This is a genomic window from Jejuia sp. G7-7 (assembly GCF_055808955.1).
In genome coordinates this window covers 822,139-841,887 of record NZ_JBVVSZ010000002.1, presented here as the reverse complement: position 1 = coordinate 841,887, position 19,749 = coordinate 822,139, and the positions used below count along the sequence as shown (strand labels likewise).

The window sequence follows — 19,749 nt, the reverse complement described above, 5'->3', positions numbered from 1 at the left end:
TTATAAGCGAACTCTTATAATATCATTATTTTTTTACTTGAAATAGCCCCTTGTGCACTTAGTTTAACTACATAAGTACCACTAGCAAGGTTATTATTTTCTACAGACTGACCAATAATATTGTAGATTTTTATAGAAGTTCCTTCAGGTGCATTATTTACAATAATTTTACCCTCTTTGCTAATTATTCTAGTACCTGCTTTAGAAAACACATCGTCTACACCTGCTGTTGGAGCGACATCAACAACTAATGATGAGAACTCAAAAGTATCTGTCGCTAATAAATTAGCAGGAGTAGTATCTAGAAATCTTGCTCTTAACTGGATGTTTCCATCACCGTCCATTCCTGTTTCTAGATCTGTATCATTAAATACATATTCAACAGAAGTTGCGCCTATAGCCATATTACCTCCAGGTAGAGTTGTTCCAGCTGATTTAAAAAACACATTATTTGCAGTAGTGTTATTAATGTAATTAATAGTTACTCTGTTTTGTCCAGCAACAGTTACACCGTTAATTCTAAGCTCAAAAAAGTTTCTCGTACCATTTGGAGTTAAAATAAAACCAGAAGTAGGAACTCCTCCTCCATCAACATTTTGAGTAAGTGCCGCTTGAGCACCTGAATATTTAGTACCAGTAGCAGCGAGGTCAATGGTTGTAAAATCGTAATTTTCTTGTGCAGAAATTGTACATGTTGCAGCAATAACAAGAGTTAAAGCTAAATTTTTAAGTAAATTTTTCATCATTTTAAATGTTTTTTAGTTATTTATTGCTAAACAACATAAAATGCTGATTATCAATGTATTTATAGGTAAATGAAATGTATTTATAGGTAAATATGGACTGTTTTAGAGATAAAAATGGCTAATTACTATTTACTAAAGAATAACAAGTATTATTTAATAAACCATAATTTAGAGTATTAGAAAGTAAAATCAAATATTACTTTTTAATTATTAAAATAGGTGGTTATAGCAGCATGATAAAAATCATAGAATAAACATTTGTATCATAGTAATTTAACAGCATAAAAACAACCAAACAACATTGCTATGGGAGATATGAATATTTCGAAATTTGGCAAGAAAAAGGATAGGGCTAATTATGTGCATCATTTACTTAACGACATAAAGGCTTTAGATCTTATGTTAGGAAAAGGAATGATTGAAACTGGCCCTATAAAAATAGGAGCAGAACAAGAATTTTGTTTGGTAAAGCCTAATTTTTCACCAAGTAACAATGCGTTAGAAATTTTGAATGATATTGATGATAAACATTTTACCACTGAAATAGGCAACTATAATTTAGAGGCTAATTTAGACCCTATTGAATTAAAAGGAAATTGTTTTTCAGAGCTTCATAACCAATTAAAAACATTGCTTAAAAAAGCAAAAGATATTTCAGAAAAAAAAGACACCAAAATTGTACTTACAGGTATTTTACCTTCAATTGGATTAGATAATATAGGTGAAAATAATATGACACCTTTAAAACGTTATTCAGTATTAAATGAAGCCATTAAAGACTCAAGAAAACAGAATTTTAATATTCATATTCAGGGCGTAGACGAATTAAATTTATTATTTGATTCTGTAATGCTTGAGGGTTGTAATACAAGTTTTCAGATGCATTTACAGGTGGATCCTAACAAATTTATAGATACTTATAATTGGTCACAAGCTATTGCTGGACCTGTATTGAGTGCATGCACAAATTCCCCATTGTTGTTTGGTAAAGAGTTATGGAGCGAAACTAGAATTGCACTTTTTACACAAAGTATTGATACCAGAGCTAATTCTTTTTTATTAAATGAAAATCAATCTCGAGTGAGCTTTGGTAAAAACTGGTATACTGGTTCAGTAACAGATATATTTAAAGACAATATTTCTAGGTTTAGAAGTTTTTTAACTACTGATTATATAAAAGATAGTGTTAGCCTAATTGAAAATGGCAAGATTCCTAAATTAAGAGCTCTACAACTTCATAATGGTACGGTTTACCCATGGAATAGAGTATGTTATGGTGTGTCAGATGACAAACCTCATTTACGAATTGAAAACAGATATATACCTTCTGGACCTACAGTAGTTGATGAAATAGCTAATATGGTATTTTGGGTAGGAGTTATGATGGGAAAACCCAAAAAATATAATAACATACATAATCAATGGGATTTTAAAGATGTGAAAACAAATTTTTTTAATGCTTCTCGCTATGGAATGGCTGCACAAATTTATTGGGATGGTAAATATGTCTCTTGTTTGGATTTAATTCTTGATGAATTATTGCCAATGGCATATAAGGGGTTATACAAATTTGGAGTATCACCTAAAGATGCAGAATATTATTTGGCTATCATTAAAAATAGAGTTAGAGCTCTTAATGGATCAGAATGGACGGTGAGGAGTTATAGGCATTTACTACAAAGCCATAAGAGGTTTGAAGCTATGCAAATTTTAACATCCAAGTTATACGAAAAGCAAGAACTGGATTACCCTGTTTCTACATGGCGTATATTACAGGATACAGCACAACTACCTGGTCAAGAATGTAGAGTTGTAAAACATATTATGCGAACAGATATTTTTTCTGTTTATAAAACCGATAGTGTTGAGTTGGTTTTAAATATTATGCAATGGAAAAACATACATCATTTACCTGTTATAAGCCATAATAAAGAGCTTTTAGGTGTGCTATCATGGAACGATGTTAAGGCATTTCTTAATTCAAAAGCAAAGCATAATCATGCTGTTGGAACTATTATGAAAACAGATGTTATTTCTGTAAGTGATCAAATTACAATACCCGATGCTAAAACGTTAATGGAAACCAATAACATTCATTTTTTGCCAATAACAAAAGACAAAAAATTGATAGGATTGATATCTTCAAAAGATTTATAGCTTTAATGGATGTATTAAAAATTAAAGAACCGTATAAGAGTAAAAGAACAAGAATACTTTTTCAAATAGAAAAAGATCCTGTACTTCCTTCTGTTGTTTTTTTTGGTGGCATTCATGGGAATGAAAAAGCAGGTGTTAAGGCATTAAAAAAAGTTCAAAAAAATTTAAAGGAAGGTGTTATAAAAGGAAATATCTATGGTGTTTTAGGTAATTTAATGGCTTTAGAACTTAATCAAAGATATGTTGATGAAGATTTAAATAGATTGTGGACTAGTGAAAAAATAGATCAAATTCTTAGTAAAACCGTCTTAAATTCAGAAGAGAAGGAATTAAAAGAATTGTTACAACTATTACATCGAATTTTAAAAACAAATAAAGGTCCGTTTTATTTTATAGACCTTCACACTACATCAAGTAAAACGTTACCTTTTATCACAATAAATGATGCTTTAATAAATAGAGCGTTTTCTAAGTTGTTCCCTGTGCCAATTGTTTTAGGTATAGAGGAGTATTTAGAAGGTCCTTTACTAAGTTATATAAATAGTCTAGGCTATGTTTCAATTGGTTTTGAATCTGGACAGCATACAGACATAGCAGCTATTAAGAATAATATAGCATTTATCTATTTAGTGCTATTTTTTACTAACGTTTTAAATAAAGAAGATATAAATAATGAAAACCATTTTGAAACCTTAAAATTGGCTTCAAATAGTTCTGATAGATTTTATGAAATAGTGTATTTATATAAGATTAAATCTAAGGATTCTTTTAAGATGAAAGAAGGTTTTAAAAGTTTTCAAGCTATAGAAAGAGGTGAGCAGTTAGCTATTACTAATAATATAGAAATCACCTCAAATTATAAAGGGTATATATTTATGCCTTTATACCAATGCAAAGGAAACGAAGGTTTTTTTATTATAAAACCTATAATTCCATTTTTCCTGTATTTATCTAGAGTATTAAGATACCTAAAAGCAGACAGGTTATTAATAGGTTTGTTTGGTATATATTGGCAGAATAAAAAGCTGGAATTCTAAAAGTGAACTTAAGAGTAGCAAAATTTTTAGCAAAACCCATATTTCACTTGTTGGGCTATAGAAATAAGTTAATTACAGAAAACTATATGTTTTTATACAACAGAGAAAGTGTTGCTAAAAAAGAAATGTATAAAAACACAAAATGGTTTTAGGTGTTAAATTTTTAATACCCTGTTTACTATAGACCTTACTTCGTATTATTCCTTCTATCAACATCAGCCATCAACCCACTAGGGTCTATCTCTACCTTTTTAATAATTCTACTAGTTTCAAAAGTATAAGTTGGATATGCCCAAGCCCAATCTTTAATGATTGTTGCTGTAGTTGGCTTTTCGCCACGCATCATCTGTAAAGGGATGTAGAAATCTTCAGTTGTACCATCAACATAGGTAACAGTAACATCTATAGGCATTGGCATCAAGCCTATTCGTTCTAATACTATTGTTTTATCTTCTATAGATTTAACTGCATAGTCTATTGTGTTTGTGGTTTGTCCAAAATCTGTTAAATACCAGTCTAACTCTAGCCCAGATACTTTTTCAGCGGTTCTAATAACGTCTAAAGGTTTTGGGTGTTTGAAAACAAAGTCTGTAAAATATTTTTTAATGGTAAGGTCTAAATTTTTCTGGCCCATAATATAGCCTAATTGGGATAAAAACACACATCCTTTATAGTAAGAAGCCAAACTATAAGAACGGTTAAAAGCATAGCGGTCGCCTTGAGTAGTTAGTGGCTGTTCTCTCCCAGAATTTGCCAAAGCGATATAGGTATTATAAACACTTTCTAGCGGGTTCACTTTCCCTTCGTTAAAAAGAATATTAACAGCATGATATTCTATATAAGTTGCAAAACCTTCGTCCATCCAAGGGTGTTTTGATTCGTTGTTTGCCAATAAAAATTGAAACCAAGTATGAGCCATTTCATGTGAAATCACACCTTTTATTAAACCATCATAAGTGCCTTCTCCCAGTAAAAGGGTGCACATACCATATTCCATACCACCATCGCCACCTTGTATGATAGAATATTGTTTGTATGGGTATTTACCAACGGTTTCACTAAAATATTGCATAAATTCAACAGATTTGGGCTGAATCCTTTTCCAATTGTTCTTTTGTTCACTAGACATGGTTTTCTTATAGAAAAAATGTAACATTGGGCCATTAGGAACTTGAGCTGTATCATGAATATAATCTGGGTCTGCAGCCCAAGTAAAATCGTGTACTTTGGGTGCAACAAAATGCCATGTAAGTTTATCTTTTTTGGTAGATTTTACTTCAGAAGTTTCATAACCATGACCTATTTCATTAGGGTTCTGTAAATAACCAGTTCCTCCAACTACGTAATTTTTATCAATAGTTAGTTTCACATCAAAATTGCCCCAAACACCATGAAATTCTCTTCCAATATAGGGGTTGGCATGCCAACCTTCAAAATCGTATTCTGCTAATTTAGGATACCATTGCGCCATAGATAAGGCTACGCCTTCCTTGTTATTGCGTCCTGAACGACGGATTTGAACAGGAACTTGACCGTCAAAATCCATATTAAACGTAACGCTTTCTCCCGGTTGTATAGGTGTTGCTAAATTCACTTCTAAAATAGTACCTACAGTTTCATAATTGATAGATTTCCCGTTTTGTTTTAAAGAATTTACTTTTATATATCCTATTTCATTTGGTTTGAGCTTACTAATTCTATCGCCAACTCGCCTGTCTGGATCAGCAATAGTTCTAGATCGCACATCCATTTCACTTCCTGGTTGAAATGCGTTAAAGTATAAGTGGTAAAATACTTTGTTTAAAACGTCTGGAGAATTATTAGTGTAGACTAAAGTTTGTTTGCCTTTGTATTGGTATGTATTTACATCCATATCAACCTCCATTTTGTAATCTACATGCTGTTGCCAATATGTAGATTTTATATTAGACGTTGACAAAGACGGTTGAGATGATACATTAGGGGGTTAGGGGTGGTATTTTTTGAACCACTACAAGACATAAAAAGTAAAATAAAAACCCCAATAGTTAAGAAACGTTTCATACGAAAAAGTTTAAAAAAACAATTGCTTTACAAGGCTGTGTTAATTCCTGTAAAGCAATCTTTTTATTCAAATTTATTTATTGCGCCATTTTAGCTGCCATAATTAATGCATTATAAGCATTAACTATTTTGCCAGATTTTACAATATCTGCAAATGGCTTAATGTTATCTGAGTTACCACCAACTACAACTTTAGTTTTTATTGGTAAACCTGAGTCCATGATAATTTGTTTTACTTGAGCTGCTTTTAAACTTGGATAGTACGAACGAATTAACGCAGCAACACCAGCAACACCAGGAGCCGCCATAGAAGTTCCTCCTTTAGTATCATATTCGTTTTCTGGAGTTGTAGAATATACATCATCCCCAGGAGCAAAAACATCTACATTATTTTTCCCATAATTAGAAAATCCAGCCAATAAATTAGAGCCATACTTAGGTGCAAGAGCTCCAACTCGAATGTAAGTATCTGAAACTTCTTGTCCGTTTACGTTATCATCAGGAAAGTTTGGTTCAGTATCCACATTCTTACTATCGTTTCCAGCAGCATGTATAAAAACCACATCATTTTTTGCAGCGTAAGCTATAGCGTCTCTTACCCAATCGCTGTGCGGAGAAAAACTTTTACCAAAACTTCCGTTAATTATAGATGCACCATTATCAACAGCATAGCGAATAGCTAAAGCAACATCTTTATCATATTCATCTCCGTTGGGCACAGTTCTTATACTCATAATTTCTACATTATTAGCAACACCATTTGCGCCTTTACCATTGTTACGTTCGGCAGCAATTATTCCTGCTACGTGTGTGCCATGACTTTCTCTTTTCTTAACAGGTTTTACATTCCCGTTTCCATAAAACTTAGTAGACATATCATCAGGATTATCTCCAGTTTTTCGACCTTTAAAATCTTTGTTAAGGTTATAATTTAAGCGATCGTTAATACTTTCTAAGGCATCATTTATTTCTTTAACAGCGTCTGTCATAGAATCTATACCATTACTGAACATATACTGTGCAATTTGTTTTGCCTGACTTAAAGCTTGATCTTCAGTTTTAATAGCGCCCACTTCTTTTTGGGTATAGTCTTTTTTTCCAAAATGTTTGGTTAAGGTTTCATCAGCACCTTTAACTTGTTGTGCAATTTGTTCATATTGCTTTTTTCTTTGCATCCATTTTTGGTATTCTGCCTCATATTCAACTTTTGCAGCAGCGTAATCTGGATTGATGGTATTTCCACTTGCTAAAATTCTAACATATTCTAGTTGTTCATTGTAACCATCTCCTAAAAAATTCCAACCATGAACATCATCAATGTAGCCATTGTTGTCATCGTCTTTTCCATTATTAGGTTTTTCATCTTTATTGGTCCAAATTACATCGTTTAAATCTTCATGATCGATATCTATTCCAGAATCTATAACAGCAACAATTACCTTTTTACCTTTTTTCTTTTTAATAATTTCGGAATAGGCTTTGTCAACACTCATTCCGGGAACCGTATCATTAACTAAATCTAAGTGTCCCCAGTTGTGTTTTTCAGCTTCTGTTAAATCTGAAACTTTTAGTGGAATTGTATCAATGTTTTCAACTGGTGTAGATAGAATTTCTCCTGTTGTTCCACAACCAAAAAGTAGTGCTGATGTAACTACTGCTAATGTTAATTGTTTAATTGTTCTCATTTTTATATTTGAATTAGTCCTTTTTAATTAAATACGTCTTCGGCTTTTAAAATTGTGTTTAGCCTTACGCCTTTTTCGGTATGTTTTAGGGTAATTATTTCGTTGTGTGCATCATGCTCTAAAAATAGATAAAAATTGTTGTCTGCTGCCATATTCAGAAACTTTTCCTTTTCATCTAAAGTAAGTAAGGGGCGCATATCATAACCCATAATGTAGGGTAAGGGAATATGTCCTGCTGTAGGTAACAAATCTGCCATAAAACAAATGGTTTTTCCTTTATAATTTATCATGGGAATCATTTGTTTGTCGGTATGTCCATTTGCAAAAAAAATATCAAAACCAAGTTCAGAATTTTTTAGTAAATCGTTTTTTGGTACATCGGTAAATTTAAGCGTGCCACTTTCTTCAATGGGTATAATATTTTCTTTTAAAAAAGATGCTTTTTCTCTTTTATTGGGTTGCGTTGCCCATTTCCAATGAGCTGCATTGCTCCAAAAATGTGCGTTTTTAAAAGCAGGTTCGTAACCTGTTTTATCATTATTCCATTGAATGGCACCTCCGCAATGATCAAAATGTAAGTGTGTTAAAAACACGTCGGTTATATCATCTCTATGGAATCCATGGGCTTTTAGAGAATTGTCAATACTATCGTTTCCCCACATGTAGTAATATCCAAAAAACTTATCTGATTGTTTGTTACCCATTCCTGTATCAATCAAAATTAATCGGTTACCATCTTCAATGAGTAAACATCTTGCCGCTAAATCTATCATATTATTGGCATCAGCAGGATTGGTTCTGTGCCATAAAGATTTGGGTACTACACCAAACATAGCTCCACCATCAAGCTTGAAGTTTCCAGAATTTATGGGGTATAATTTCATAGGATTGCAAAATTACGAAATATGCAGTAAAACTTAATATTTGTTAAGAATTTATTAAGAAACGACTTGCTTTAAACCTTTGCTAAACGTTATTTACCAAAAAAAAGCACGTTTCTGTTAGATTCTATGTGATACTTTAAAAAAAATGTGTTACATCATTATTAAAAAATTTAGCAATGCCATCCCCATTATCACTTACATAAATAAAACGATTGAAAAATCAACATGATTTTTCAATAGGAATATCTTTAAAACCAGCAAAAACCGAACGTTTTACTTAAATTAGTGCTTTTAAAAACAAAAACTAAAGAATGTTAGAACTTGCTGGAATAATTATTTTAGGAATACTAGCCCAATGGGTAGCTTGGAAATTTAAGATACCAGCTATTTTACCATTAATTTTAATAGGTTTATTGGTAGGACCAATTGCAGCTCAATTTTTAAGTGAAGACGGAACAAAATGGATAGAACCCATTTGGAATGGTAAAAAAGGGCTATTCCCTGGAGATGGATTGTATTATTTTGTATCTCTTGCTATTAGTATTATTCTTTTTGAAGGCGGACTAACCTTAAAGCGTTCAGAAATTAGAAATGTAGGACCAGTAATTACTAAGTTGATAACCTTAGGGTCTGCAATTACTTTTTTTGGCGCGGGTATGTTGGCATATTTTATTTTTGATTTAAGTTGGGAGCTTTCATTTTTATTTGCTGGATTGATTATCGTTACTGGACCAACTGTAATTACGCCTATTTTAAGAAACATTCCACTTAAAAAGGATATTTCAACCGTTTTAAAATGGGAAGGTATTTTGATAGACCCTATTGGAGCCTTAGTTGCGGTTTTGGTATTTGAGTTTATTAGTGTTGAAGGCGATAGTGGTTTTACAAAAACAGCTCTAATCGAATTTGGTAAAATTGTATTATTTGGTACTACTTTTGGCTTTACGTTTGCACATGCTTTGGCGTTTGCTATTAATAAAAAATATATTCCACATTACCTTTTAAATGTTGTTTCTTTATCAACGGTACTTTTGGTTTTTGTTGAGTCCGAAATTTTTGCTCACGAATCTGGTTTATTGGCAGTTGTAGTAATGGGTATGGTTTTAGGAAACGGTAAATTAAATAACTTGAAGGAGCTTCTTTATTTTAAAGAATCGCTAAGCGTTTTATTAATTTCAATTCTTTTTATTCTTCTTGCAGCTAATATTAATATTGAAGATTTAATGTTGCTCTACACCTGGAAAACCGCTACTCTATTTGCTCTAGTGGTCTTTTTAGTTAGACCTTTAGCTGTTTTTGCAAGTACTCAAGGTTCTAAATTAAAATTAAATGAAAAACTATTTATTAGTTGGGTAGGGCCTCGTGGTATTGTAGCTGCGGGTATAGCATCACTTTTTGGTAGCAAGCTTATAAAACAAGGCGTTCAAGGTGCTGAATACATAACACCTCTTGTGTTTATGATAGTATTAGGAACCGTATTGTTAAACGCTACAACAGCACGATTATTTGCTAAATGGGTTGGGGTTTTCCTTAAAAAATCTGAGGGTATTTTAATTGTTGGTGCTTCAAAAGTTTCCAGATTGTTGGGGCATTATTTGGTTACAAATGGCAGGCATGTGGTGCTTATTGATAGCAACGAGCAAAATATTGAAAAAGCAAAAGAATTAGGTCTTGAAGCTATAAGTACAAATATTTATTCAGATAATTTAATGGATAATATTGAACTTAGCGATGTGGGGTATATTATGGCATTAACAGGAAACCCTGATATAAATGAGTTTGCTATAAATAAATTTAAAAAGCAATTTGGCGAAAATGGCGCATATAGGTTAGTCACTACCAAAGAAATGTTAGATGATAACACGAACCCAAAAGAAGGTATATTTTCTCATAAAGATGATTATAGCTCGCTTTTAGAATTAACCAGAGCATACCCATCAATTCAAGAAATTGATTTGAAAAATAAGGCACATTACGACGAGTTGATTAAAATTTCTAACAATGACACCGATATTATTCCATTGTTTGTGAAGGATAACGAAGGCGAATTTCATATTATTTCATCTCATAGTTTAGAGTTTGAAAATATAAAAACAGGCTATCAATTGGTATATTTAGGAAAGCCTTTTGATGTTGAAGAATTGCCAACTTTAGAAGTAGTGAATACTTCAAAAGACGATTAAAGGTTTTTTGCAATCTAGTAACCCCTAATCCATTCTTTCTATAAGTTTGGCTAATTCTTTACCATAATCTATAAATGCAATGGTTTCATCTGTCCTCGCCAATTTGATTTTATCAAAAATGACTAGTGCCTCACCATTACTTTCTATATGATAAATCTGATGACTTTCGAAAAAGCGAATGATTTCATCTGTAAAAAACGACCTAATCTCAGATTCATTATTTCCCATAAGCAAGAATTTTTTAGAAAAATCAGGATACATCTCAAAATCAATGTCCTTATAGCCTGTAAATGCCATAACCCTGTCAAATATTTTTTCTAATACAGCTTCTTTTTCCATGGTAAAAATGGGGATTTTTTTATTCAATTTTAAGATCATTAGAGTCGTATTAAACGTTTCAGCTGTAAAAGCCTGACCTTCATTAAATGTTACATCTGCAATTTCCCAAGACACATCCAAATCTTTAAATGTTCCCTTGAGACAATTGTATTTGCGTTCAATAGGTCTAATTTCAAAAAAGTGGAACTTCTTTAAATAATCTGTATTCCAATCAACTTGACTTGCGTATTGATAATTTTTCTCAGTTGCTAAATTTCGTAATCGCTTTTGCCTTTGTGATAGTTTAGCGCCAGAACCAGTGAAATTAATTTTTAAAGCCCTATTATGGTTAGAGGATGAAACATGAGAATCCAATCCTGATATAAAGACCTTACCGCCTGTAGCCCTTTGGCTGTTTAGGTATTCCACTAGGTAGTCCATATAGGTAATGCCTACCAATTTTGTTTCTGATAAATCAATATTGACATCTGCTCCAGAAGGAATTTGAGCCACTAGTTTATCGACTTTTATAATGCCTAAAAAATTCGCAATACCTCTAATCTTTAAATCGAAACTACCATCTGGTCGTTCTATCAATTTTGTACGCGACTTATAAACCATTTTAAAAAATCGAGAGATGGATAACTTTGCCAATAACATGTGAATGACTAGTGCTAATAATAATCCACCGAGTAAACCAATTAATAAATTAGTGTAAAGTGTTAAAACCATAGTGCCAACAAAAAATATTAATTGTTCGATTCCTTGATTATAAATTTGTTTGAAGACGGCAGGTGAAGCTAATTTAAATCCAGTATAAACGAGTAAAATAGCAAAAGCACAAAGTGGTACTTTCCTCATTATAGGGCTTAATAACACAATAAAAATTAATAATAAAAGCCCTTGATACATATTAGACCATTTTGTCTTTGCACCATTATGAATATTTACCGTACTTCGAATAATTACAGCAATAATTGGCAAACCTCCAATCATACCAGCTATCATCGTACTTAATCCAATGCCTGTTAAATCTTTATTCAAATCCGTCTTTCGTTTATAAGGGTCAATTTTGTCAATAGCTTTAGCAATAGCTAATGATTCAATACTTGTTATGATTAAAATAGATACTACGGTTGTCCAGAATTCAATGGTATTAATTTTACTAAAATTTGGATGCATTATTGAATCTATAATATTATCTGGAATATCCAACAGTAGATTAGGCCCTACTTCGTATGCCTTTCCAAAGAATGAAAGCGTATGTTGGTCAAAGAAATTGAAAAAATAAACAAAGGGAATGGAAAGGGCGACGACCCACATTGGCGTAGGCAAAATATGGAAAAACCGATTACTAATTCTGGAATGAAACAATAATAAAAGTAAGCCTACCAAAGCAATAATCACCACAAAAGGATTCGCTTGCGGTAGGAATAGAACCGCATCAATAAGATTTTGTATTATACTCGGACTATCTGAATGCGTGCCTAGGGCAACATGAATTTGTTTAGCGAAGATGATAATTCCGATGGCTGCTAAAATACCATGAATTACGGAAGAATGGAATATATCTGCTAATCGACCCAATTTCAATAGACCTAATACGACTTGAATTGCACCTGATACGACCACTGCTGCCAATACATAATTAAATGCTTGCCCAGAACCATCATCCATCAATACAATACCCAAAAGTATAACCGCAATAACTCCTTTAGCAGGTCCGTTAACTGATATATGACCACCTCGATAAAGGGTTGTTACAACACCGCCAACAATTGCTGAGATGATACCCGACATTGCAGGAGCACCTGCCGCCAAAGCAATGCCTAATGAAAGAGGTAGAGCAATGAGCGATACACTCACCGCAGCAATTAAATCACTTTGCCAATTTTCAATTAAACCTTTGAAGCCTTTTTTTGGTGTAATTTCCATGTATTTAACTATCTGTATTTATAAAATATTTGGATTTTGAATATAAAACATATCAATAGGTCTTTTCACAATTTTAAAATCATGTGGTATATGACCTAGCTTTACTTTTGAGAAATTTGAATTTAAATCGATAATTTTTAACATAAAGTCATATTAAAACTATATATATTACTTGTTAATGGTGCCTAACTACCTGCTAAATTCAGTTCGTCTTTGATTAACGAAGATACAAAAAGTGGAAGATGAAAACACTAATTTTCGGGCTACCACGAAGGAATTAGTGTTTTCAACCATCAACTTATTAGATTTTTTCCTTAGAAAAATTTGATAAGTGACCCACTTTATTGTATTAGGAGTTCGATGAGTCGAATCAAATTACTTATAGCCATTGTTGGGCATAGTTTTTTAATTTTTAAGCACAGTTCGTTTCAATATTTGCCAAATGATTAAAATCAAAATTATTAATCCGTACTTAATCCATTTAGCTTTTTTGTCCGCTTTTGAAGACTCCTCAACTTCTGATGCTTGATTTGGACTTTTAAATTTTTTAAATATTACCTGTTCCATTAATTCATCTCCATCAGAATGGTCAAGTAAAACTCCTAATCTTCTTTTTGCAATTCCAAAAGTAAAGTCTTCCATTAATTGGTCTTCAGTGAATTCCTTTTCTGGGTCGTCATCATTTTTCCAGAAGTTTAGATTGTCCCTTGAATAAGACTTATTATAGATTTCGTTTTCTTCCTTTATACTCTCTCCGAACTCAATTCTTGGTTCATCAGAAGATATAATTTTAAGTCTTTTTTTAATTCCGCTTTCTATTAGAGAATATCCGTGATAATTTATAGCACTATGGCAAGCCACAGTTACGATTTCTGATGTTGGAAATAACTCAACAAGTTTTTTCTCCTCTTCTGTCAAGTTGAGTTTATCTGCTCTTTCAAGGCTATTTGTTGTTAGTTGGTAATCATCACTAATAATTATATTTCCGTTGTAATATCCGATATTTATGGATTTATCATTCGGATAAATACATTCCTCAAGAGTCAATTCTTGATCAAATTTGTATTCTGATTTTCCTAACACATTAAGAATTTCAATTTGATTAGTAAAATTCTCTTTATTTTCAATTATAATTAATGATGATTTCCATCCCATATTTCGGTTTCGTTAAATTATGCCCAACTTATTATATGAAGATAAATATAAGAATTTATTCATGTTTTGTTCCGTTTTGGAATGATAAGAGGCGTTATTATTCCTCTCTTGTGATTTTGATAATAGTCAAAAAAAGCCTCACTTTTCTTAAAAATGAGGCTTTTTTAAAACTATAATATAGTTGTGCTTAACCTATAATATGCAATTCATTAAATTCCTTAGTCAACACTAACGTATTATCTCCATTAATTTTTAAATCTTTTAATGGAATATCTACGTTATCTACTTGAACCTTTTTAATTTTGAATGGTAACCCATGTAAACTCAATTTAAAGGTTTTGTAAGTTGTTGTAAACTTACCAGTTTTATGCTGTTGGATAATCAACTCCTTTTTCTTTCCAGATAATTTGAAGTTTCTTAAACTATATCTACCTTTTATGTAATCATAACCATCAGTTGCATCTTCATAAACCATAGATTCTTCTTTACCTTCTGTATAATATACATCCAGTAATAACTCATCAATGGTTTTTTCGCCTACATATTGTTGGATAGGGTATTTAGGAATAATAGCTCCTTCTTTTACAAAAATTGGCATACTATCTAAATCTGCATCAACCCATACTTCTTGACCTCCAGTTACAACTTCATCTGTCCAGAAATTGTACCATTGCCCTCTTGGGATATACATACGCCTCCCTTTTTGATTAGGACCTGTAACAGGACATGCTAATATTTTTTCTCCAAAAATAAACTCATCATTTCTATAATGTGTTTGAGGGTCTTCTTGGTCATAAAGCACTAAAGACTTTAAAATTGGAACACCATCTTCGGCATATCTCCAAAATGCTGTATATAAATAAGGAAGTAACTGATATCTTATTTCAATAAACTTTCTAACTACATCAGTAATTGTTTTTCCAAACGCCCAAGGTTCTTGATCGCCGTGGTCTCCAGAAGAGTGAGTTCTACAGAATGGGTGGAAAATACCTAATTGAATCCAACGTGCATACAATTCGCCATTTGGTTGTTCAGCAAATCCTCCAATATCAGATCCAATAAAAGAGAATCCAGACATACACATACGTTGCGCTTGTAAATTTGCAATAGTTAAATGATCCCAAGTTGCAATGTTATCTCCTGTCCAACTAGACGTGTAGCGTTGTGTACCAGAATAAGCAGCTCTTGTAATTACAAAAGGACGTTTAGGGTATGAGAACTTCTTTAAACCTTGATATGTAGCGCGTGCCATTTGCATACCGTAAACGTTATGTGCTTTTCTGTGGCTACAATGGTTTCCGTCGTAATCATGCCTAACATCGTTAGGGAAAGTTTTTCCTGGAACATCCATTACTGCTGGCTCGTTCATATCATTCCAAACACCTTTAACACCAATGTCTTCTACTAATTCTTTGAATAAATTTGACCACCATTCTCTTACTTCAGGATTTGTGAAATCTGGGAAGTAACATTCTCCAGGCCATACTTTACCTTTCATGTAAGGACCATCTGCACGTTTACAGAAGTAATCTTTGTCAAGGCCTTCTTTAAACACCGAGTAATCCATGTCTATTTTAATCCCTGGATCAATAATAACGATGGTTTTAAAACCATCATCGGCTAATTCCTTAACCATGCGTTTTGGATCTGGGAAATATTCTTTACTCCAAGTAAAACATCTAAATCCTTCCATGTAATCGATATCTAAATAGATGGCATCACAAGGGATTTCTAATTCTCTAAATTTTGAAGTAATTTCTTTTACGTTAGATTCAGGATAATAACTCCACTTACATTGGTGGTAACCTAAAGTCCATAACGCTGGCATTTCATGAGGTTTTCCTGTTAAGTCGGTATAATTTACAACCACATCAGACATGTCTGGACCGTAAATGAAATAGTAATTCATTTCGCCACCTTGTGCCCAAAAACTTGTAATATTTCTACGTTCGTTACAAAAATCAAAAAATGATCTAAACGTATTATCGAAAAATACGCCATAAGATTTTTTATTGTGTAAGCCTGTGTAAAACGGAATGGCTTTATAAATAGGATCTGTGTCTCTACCATAAGCATAAGAATCTGTTACCCAGTTCTCAAATCGTTTTCCTTTAAGATTGTTATCAACAGGTTTATCGCCTAAACCATAGTAGCTCTCACCTGGTTGAGATGTTTTAGACATTTTGACAATATTGCCACCATGCTCGTAACTTTCTTCCCAATGGAATCCAAGCTCATCTTCACAAATTAAAGACTTGTCTTTGGCATCAAAAATTGATGTTCTTAAATCTAATTTAGAAATGTGACAAATCAATTTTGATGTTGTGATGATATAGTCATCACCATCTTCAGTAACCTCAAGATGATTATAACCTCTACTTGCATATTTGGTAATGGCATAAGAAAAATCATTTTCAAAAATACCAGTTGTTGTAAATCTAAAACGAAGGATACTATCTCTACGAACAGTAACTTCTAAAACAACACCATTTTCTGTAGTGAAGGAGAGTACATTTAGGTTCTTTTCGTATTTTATTATTTTTGAAGGAAACAGATTTCCTTTATATTCTAATTCAGTATTTAATATCATAAAACAGGTACTAAAATTAATCCACGAAAATACTAAAATTTAAATGCTTGATAAGTTTCTTTTTATTAAAAAAAGGGTTAATTATTTGCGCAAAATTTAATAAAACAAAGCTCTAATTGCTTAATTATTAATAAAGTGTAAATAGTGTATCTTTTTTCTTTAAGAAAATTTAAAAAACGAAGAGATATAGTAATTTTAAATGAAAATTGCTTGAAATGAATTTAGTTACAAATAGCTTTTAACTAAAAGTTCGATTATTGAATTTAATTTTTCATTCAATAATCGAACTTTCTTAAAATTTAAGAGTTTTATTTAAACTCAAAAATGGTAACTGCCAATGGTGGCAAGGTTATTTCTGCTGAATAGTCTTTACCATTCCAAGCTTCTTTTTTAATGGTAACTTGTTTTTTATTGGCAATTCCGCTTCCTCCAAATTCTTTAGAATCACTATTAAAAACCTCTACTAATTTACCCTTTGAAGTAACGCCTATTTTGTAACTTTTTCTAACAGCAGGTGTTAAATTACAAACTACAACTACATTTTTCTTATCATCATAGCCTTTTCTAATGTATGAAATCACACAGTTTTCATGGTCATCATGACTTATCCATTCAAACCCCTCATTGCTAAACCCTTTCTCATAAAGTGCTGGTGTGTTTTTGTAAATACCATTAAGCGATTTAAAGTAATTTTGCATGTCTTTATGCGGCTTAAACTCTAGTAAGTTCCAGTCTAAACTTTCTTGGAAGTTCCATTCGTTATATTGTCCAAATTCGCCACCCATAAATAATAATTTTGTGCCTGGATGTGTAAACATATAACCGTATAATAAACGCAAGTTTGCAAAACGTTGCCATTCATCTCCGGGCATTCTTCCTAAAATAGAGTTTTTTCCATAAACCACTTCATCATGAGATAATGGTAACATGAAATTTTCAGTAAATGCATAGGCCAAACTGAATGTAATTTCATTGTGATGGAATTTTCTGTACACAGGATCCTTGGCAAAATATTCTAAGGTATCGTGCATCCAACCCATCATCCACTTCATTCCAAAACCTAAACCGCCTACAAATGTTGGCTTAGAAACCATTGGGAATGCTGTAGACTCCTCTGCAATAGTTTGTACATCTGGGAAAGAGGCATAAATTTCTTCATTTAATTCTTTTAAGAAGCTTATTACAGCAAGGTTTTCTCTACCGCCGTATATGTTTGGCTCCCATTCGCCATCTTCTCTTGAGTAATCTAAGAATAGCATAGAGGCAACGGCATCAACACGTAAACCATCGGCATGGTATTGATCCATCCAAAAAACTGCATTACTTATTAAGAAAGAACGTACTTCATTACGTTCATAATTAAATATTAAACTTTTCCAATCTTGATGGTAACCTTTACGTTTGTCTGGATGTTCGTAAAGATGGGAACCATCAAAGAAACCTAATCCGTGAGCATCTTCTGGAAAGTGCGATGGTACCCAGTCTAAAATAATTCCAACACCAGCTTGGTGTAATTTATCGACTAAATATTTAAATTCTTCTGGGTATCCAAAACGAGATGTTGGTGCAAAATACCCTGTAAGTTGATATCCCCAAGAAGGATCATAAGGGAATTCCATAATAGGCATCAATTCTACATGCGTAAAATTCATGTCGCTCACGTATTTTACTAAATCATCGGCTAATTCGAAATAAGACATAAAACGATCTTCTTCAATGTGTCTTTTCCAAGAGCCTAAATGAACTTCGTAAACAGAATAAGGCGCATCTATAGCATTATGCTTTTTTCGTTTTTTCATCCAATCTTTATCTTTCCACTTATAATCATCATCCCAAACAATTGATGCTGTATTAGGATTATGCTCATAACGCCTAGCGTAAGGATCGGCCTTTTCGGTTTTTATATCGTTATTATTACTTTGTATTTTATATTTATAGGTAGCTCCTTTTTCAACAAGAGGAATAAAACCTTCCCAAATACCACTAGAATCCCAACGTACGTTCAATTGGTGTTCGCCTTCCATCCAATAGTTAAAATCCCCAATTACAGAGACTTGTTTTGCTGTAGGTGCCCAAACTGAAAAATAAACCCCATCAATTCCGTCAACGGTAACAAGGTGCGATCCAAATTTTTCGTAAAGTCTAAAGTGCTTTCCAGCTTTAAAAAGGTTAATATCAAATTCTGTGAATAAACTGTAAGGTTTAACGTGTGCCATAGTTTGTTAGTTGTTTATAATATTAGAAATTCCTTTTAAAGGAATAATTGCCCATTGCGGACGAGAATTGAGTTCGTAACCCAATTCGTAAACGGCTTTTTCGAGCAACGCATATTTCAATAGAAAAATACGTTCTTGATTGTAACCAATATTTAAATTTGCATCTCTTACCTCGGTAACATAAGTGCCCAAAAATAAGCCAATGCAATAATTATATAATATTTCGCCAGCGGCAAAAAGTTGTTCAGATTTGTTGTTATAGTTTTCTAAATTGTTAAAGATAGTGGTGTAAATAACGTAATGAAAACTTCTAAATAAACCTGCAATATCCTTTAAGGGCGGTTGTTTTACTTTTCTATCGCGAATGGTGCTTTCTGGTTCGCCCTCGAAATCCAGAATGTAGAAATCGTCATCTTTTACTAAAACTTGGCCCAAATGATAATCGCCATGTACGCGAATACGCTGCCCTTTAAGTTTGGTCCAATCAAAATTTATAAAGCGTTTTCTAATACTGTTTTTTTAGCTAAAAATTCTTTGGCAAGGTCTAAAGCCATACCATCTAGTTTGTGCAAATTATTTTCAACTGTATTTAATCTGTTTTGAAACTGGTACAATAACCTGTTTTTCAGCCAAACTTCATAATCACCATTATAATGCGTGGGTGTAAAAGCAGTTTCCTCAAATTCTGAACCTAGTGCAATGTGCATTTCAGCAGTTCGTTTTGCTAAGGTTTGTATTTTTTTAAAAAATCTAAACCCACCCAATCTATCAAAACAGCAGGGATATTATTTATGTTTAAT

Annotated in this window: 13 protein-coding genes; 3 read left to right on the top strand and 10 right to left on the bottom strand. The window is 32.5% G+C overall.

The features are described from left to right. Positions 1-14: 14 nt before the first annotated feature. A complete protein-coding gene (locus AC0L5U_RS13985; RefSeq protein WP_473417035.1) occupies positions 15-746 on the bottom strand; it encodes a hypothetical protein in 732 nt (243 codons plus the stop codon). 306 nt (positions 747-1,052) lie between these two features. Here AC0L5U_RS13985 and AC0L5U_RS13980 point away from each other — a divergent pair, with 306 nt between their 5' ends. Both AC0L5U_RS13980 and AC0L5U_RS13975 read left to right on the top strand, forming a co-directional pair. Next, complete coding sequence (locus AC0L5U_RS13980; protein WP_473417034.1) at positions 1,053-2,903, top strand: CBS domain-containing protein; 1,851 nt, start codon at positions 1,053-1,055, stop codon at positions 2,901-2,903. Between the two features lie 5 nt (positions 2,904-2,908). After that, the gene (locus AC0L5U_RS13975; RefSeq protein WP_473417033.1) at positions 2,909-3,940 is read left to right on the top strand and encodes a succinylglutamate desuccinylase/aspartoacylase family protein; all 1,032 of its coding nucleotides are present in this window, start codon (positions 2,909-2,911) and stop codon (positions 3,938-3,940) included. A 187-nt stretch (positions 3,941-4,127) separates the two neighbouring features. On the opposite strand, the gene AC0L5U_RS13970 is transcribed toward AC0L5U_RS13975, so the two are convergent. The 3 genes from AC0L5U_RS13970 to AC0L5U_RS13960 form a co-directional block, all read right to left on the bottom strand. Next, positions 4,128-5,825 carry a M1 family metallopeptidase gene (locus AC0L5U_RS13970; RefSeq protein ID WP_473418297.1) on the bottom strand — a complete coding sequence of 566 codons (1,698 nt, stop codon included), beginning with the start codon at positions 5,823-5,825 and terminating at the stop codon, positions 4,128-4,130. A 235-nt stretch (positions 5,826-6,060) separates the two neighbouring features. Then, positions 6,061-7,668, bottom strand: coding sequence for a S8 family peptidase (locus AC0L5U_RS13965; protein ID WP_473417032.1), 1,608 nt, complete (start codon positions 7,666-7,668; stop codon positions 6,061-6,063). Positions 7,669-7,691: 23 nt separating this feature from the next. After that, a complete protein-coding gene (locus tag AC0L5U_RS13960) occupies positions 7,692-8,552 on the bottom strand; it encodes an MBL fold metallo-hydrolase (protein ID WP_473417031.1) in 861 nt (286 codons plus the stop codon). 311 nt (positions 8,553-8,863) lie between these two features. Between AC0L5U_RS13960 and AC0L5U_RS13955 the strand changes: the two genes are divergently transcribed. After that, the gene (locus AC0L5U_RS13955) at positions 8,864-10,735 is read left to right on the top strand and encodes a cation:proton antiporter (RefSeq protein ID WP_473417030.1); all 1,872 of its coding nucleotides are present in this window, start codon (positions 8,864-8,866) and stop codon (positions 10,733-10,735) included. A gap of 24 nt (positions 10,736-10,759) precedes the next feature. On the opposite strand, the gene AC0L5U_RS13950 is transcribed toward AC0L5U_RS13955, so the two are convergent. From AC0L5U_RS13950 to AC0L5U_RS13925, 6 genes are all read right to left on the bottom strand, one after another. Further along, positions 10,760-12,988 (bottom strand): SulP family inorganic anion transporter, encoded by a 2,229-nt coding sequence (locus tag AC0L5U_RS13950; protein ID WP_473417029.1) that lies wholly within the window; start codon positions 12,986-12,988, stop codon positions 10,760-10,762. Between the two features lie 405 nt (positions 12,989-13,393). Further along, positions 13,394-14,143, bottom strand: a complete 750-nt coding sequence (locus AC0L5U_RS13945) for a hypothetical protein (RefSeq protein ID WP_473417028.1) — start codon at positions 14,141-14,143, stop codon at positions 13,394-13,396. A gap of 187 nt (positions 14,144-14,330) precedes the next feature. Continuing rightward, the gene (locus AC0L5U_RS13940) at positions 14,331-16,733 is read right to left on the bottom strand and encodes a glycoside hydrolase family 31 protein (protein WP_473417027.1); all 2,403 of its coding nucleotides are present in this window, start codon (positions 16,731-16,733) and stop codon (positions 14,331-14,333) included. A gap of 308 nt (positions 16,734-17,041) precedes the next feature. Beyond that, the gene (gene glgB, locus AC0L5U_RS13935; protein WP_473417026.1) at positions 17,042-18,949 is read right to left on the bottom strand and encodes a 1,4-alpha-glucan branching protein GlgB; all 1,908 of its coding nucleotides are present in this window, start codon (positions 18,947-18,949) and stop codon (positions 17,042-17,044) included. A gap of 6 nt (positions 18,950-18,955) precedes the next feature. Next, positions 18,956-19,384, bottom strand: coding sequence for a hypothetical protein (locus AC0L5U_RS13930; RefSeq protein WP_473417025.1), 429 nt, complete (start codon positions 19,382-19,384; stop codon positions 18,956-18,958). Between the two features lie 56 nt (positions 19,385-19,440). Then, positions 19,441-19,656, bottom strand: coding sequence for a hypothetical protein (locus AC0L5U_RS13925; protein ID WP_473417024.1), 216 nt, complete (start codon positions 19,654-19,656; stop codon positions 19,441-19,443). Between the last annotated feature and the right edge of the window lie 93 nt (positions 19,657-19,749).

What these genes read in the sequence shown, in the direction of transcription:
- AC0L5U_RS13950 (WP_473417029.1), bottom strand. Translation starts at nt 12,988, where the DNA reads ATGGAAATTACACCAAAAAAAGGCTTCAAAGGTTTAATTGAAAATTGG.
- AC0L5U_RS13970 (WP_473418297.1), bottom strand. Translation starts at nt 5,825, where the DNA reads ATGGAGGTTGATATGGATGTAAATACATACCAATACAAAGGCAAACAA.
- AC0L5U_RS13945 (WP_473417028.1), bottom strand. Translation starts at nt 14,143, where the DNA reads ATGGGATGGAAATCATCATTAATTATAATTGAAAATAAAGAGAATTTT.
- AC0L5U_RS13965 (WP_473417032.1), bottom strand. Translation starts at nt 7,668, where the DNA reads ATGAGAACAATTAAACAATTAACATTAGCAGTAGTTACATCAGCACTA.
- glgB (WP_473417026.1), bottom strand. Translation starts at nt 18,949, where the DNA reads ATGGCACACGTTAAACCTTACAGTTTATTCACAGAATTTGATATTAAC.
- AC0L5U_RS13985 (WP_473417035.1), bottom strand. Translation starts at nt 746, where the DNA reads ATGATGAAAAATTTACTTAAAAATTTAGCTTTAACTCTTGTTATTGCT.
- AC0L5U_RS13940 (WP_473417027.1), bottom strand. Translation starts at nt 16,733, where the DNA reads ATGATATTAAATACTGAATTAGAATATAAAGGAAATCTGTTTCCTTCA.
- AC0L5U_RS13960 (WP_473417031.1), bottom strand. Translation starts at nt 8,552, where the DNA reads ATGAAATTATACCCCATAAATTCTGGAAACTTCAAGCTTGATGGTGGA.
- AC0L5U_RS13980 (WP_473417034.1), top strand. Translation starts at nt 1,053, where the DNA reads ATGGGAGATATGAATATTTCGAAATTTGGCAAGAAAAAGGATAGGGCT.
- AC0L5U_RS13975 (WP_473417033.1), top strand. Translation starts at nt 2,909, where the DNA reads ATGGATGTATTAAAAATTAAAGAACCGTATAAGAGTAAAAGAACAAGA.
- AC0L5U_RS13955 (WP_473417030.1), top strand. Translation starts at nt 8,864, where the DNA reads ATGTTAGAACTTGCTGGAATAATTATTTTAGGAATACTAGCCCAATGG.
- AC0L5U_RS13925 (WP_473417024.1), bottom strand. Translation starts at nt 19,656, where the DNA reads ATGCACATTGCACTAGGTTCAGAATTTGAGGAAACTGCTTTTACACCC.